The sequence below is a fragment of the Burkholderia sp. Bp8998 genome (genome assembly GCF_003854235.1).
Taxonomy (GTDB): Bacteria; Pseudomonadota; Gammaproteobacteria; order Burkholderiales; family Burkholderiaceae; genus Burkholderia.
In genome coordinates this window covers 1-1,360 of record NZ_QTQF01000130.1, presented here as the reverse complement: position 1 = coordinate 1,360, position 1,360 = coordinate 1, and the positions used below count along the sequence as shown (strand labels likewise).

Genomic DNA, 1,360 nt, shown 5'->3' with positions numbered 1-1,360 from the left:
CGTCCGGCTTCGCGGCCGTCAGCACGCGGCGGAAGTCCGCCTGGATGCGCTCGAGCCCTTCCTGCGTCTCCGATTCGAAACGCAGCACGACGACCGGCGTCGTGTTCGACGAACGCGCGAGGCCGAAGCCGTCCGGATACTCGACACGCAGGCCGTCGATCGTCACGACTTCGTCGGCGCCGTCGAACTTCGCTTCCTTCTGCAGCTTCTCGATCAGGCGAAAGTTCTCGCCTTCCTCGAGCTTGAGCTGCAGCTCCGGCGTGCTCATCGCGTCCGGCAGCGCATTGAGCACCGCGCTCGGATCGGCCGTCTTCGCGAGGATCTCGAGCAGGCGCGCGCCCGTGTAGAGGCCGTCGTCGAAGCCGTACCAGCGGTCCTTGAAGAACACGTGGCCGCTCATCTCGCCCGCGAGCGGTGCGCCCGTCTCGCGCAGCTTCGCCTTCACGAGCGAATGGCCCGTCTTCCACATCAGCGGCTCGCCGCCCTTCGCCTTCACCCACTGCGCGAGATGACGCGTGCACTTCACGTCGTAGATGATCTGCGCGCCCGGGTTGCGCGACAGCACTTCCTCCGCGAACAGCATCAGCTGGCGATCCGGATAGATGATCTGGCCGTCCTTCGTCACGACGCCCAGGCGGTCGCCGTCGCCGTCGAACGCGAAGCCGAGCTCGGCGTCGGTGTCCTTCAGCGCCTGGATCACGTCCTGCAGGTTTTCCGGGTGGGCGGGATCGGGGTGGTGGTTCGGGAACGTGCCGTCGATGTCGGTGAAGCGCTCGACGAGCTCGCAGCCGAGCGCCTTGAACAGTCGCGTCGCGAGCGGGCCCGCGACGCCGTTGCCGGCGTCCACGACGAGCTTCAGCGGGCGCGCGAGCTTCACGTCGCCGACGATGCGCGCGATGTATTGATCGGCGACGTCCAATGCCTCGTACGAGCCGCTGCCCGTTTCGTAGCGCGCGTCGACGATGCGGCGGTACAGCGCCTGGATCTGCTCGCCGTGGATCGCCGCGCCGCGCAGCACCATCTTGAAGCCGTTGTAGTCGGGCGGGTTGTGGCTGCCCGTGACGACGATGCACGAATCGACGCGGCGCTCGCCGCCCTTCAGTGCGAGCGGCACGCTCGCCGCGAAATAGCCGACCGGCGTGGGCACCATGCCGACGTCGACGACGTCGACACCGGCCGCACACAGGCCATCGGCGAGTGCGCCGACGAGCTCGGGCCCCGACAGGCGGCCGTCGCGCGCGACGACGACCGCGTCGCCGCCCTGCGCGCGCACTTCGCTGCCGAATGCCCGGCCGATCGCGCGCGCCGTGTCGGCGTCGAGCGTCTTGCCGACCACACCGCGAATGTCATATGCCTTGAA

The 1,360-nt window shown here is 68.5% G+C and carries 1 protein-coding gene; it reads right to left on the bottom strand.

The window, feature by feature from the left end; all coding sequences use genetic code 11:
- On the bottom strand, positions 1-1,360 hold a 1,360-nt coding region (locus tag DIE06_RS37740; RefSeq protein WP_148094385.1), incomplete at both ends, for a phosphomannomutase/phosphoglucomutase.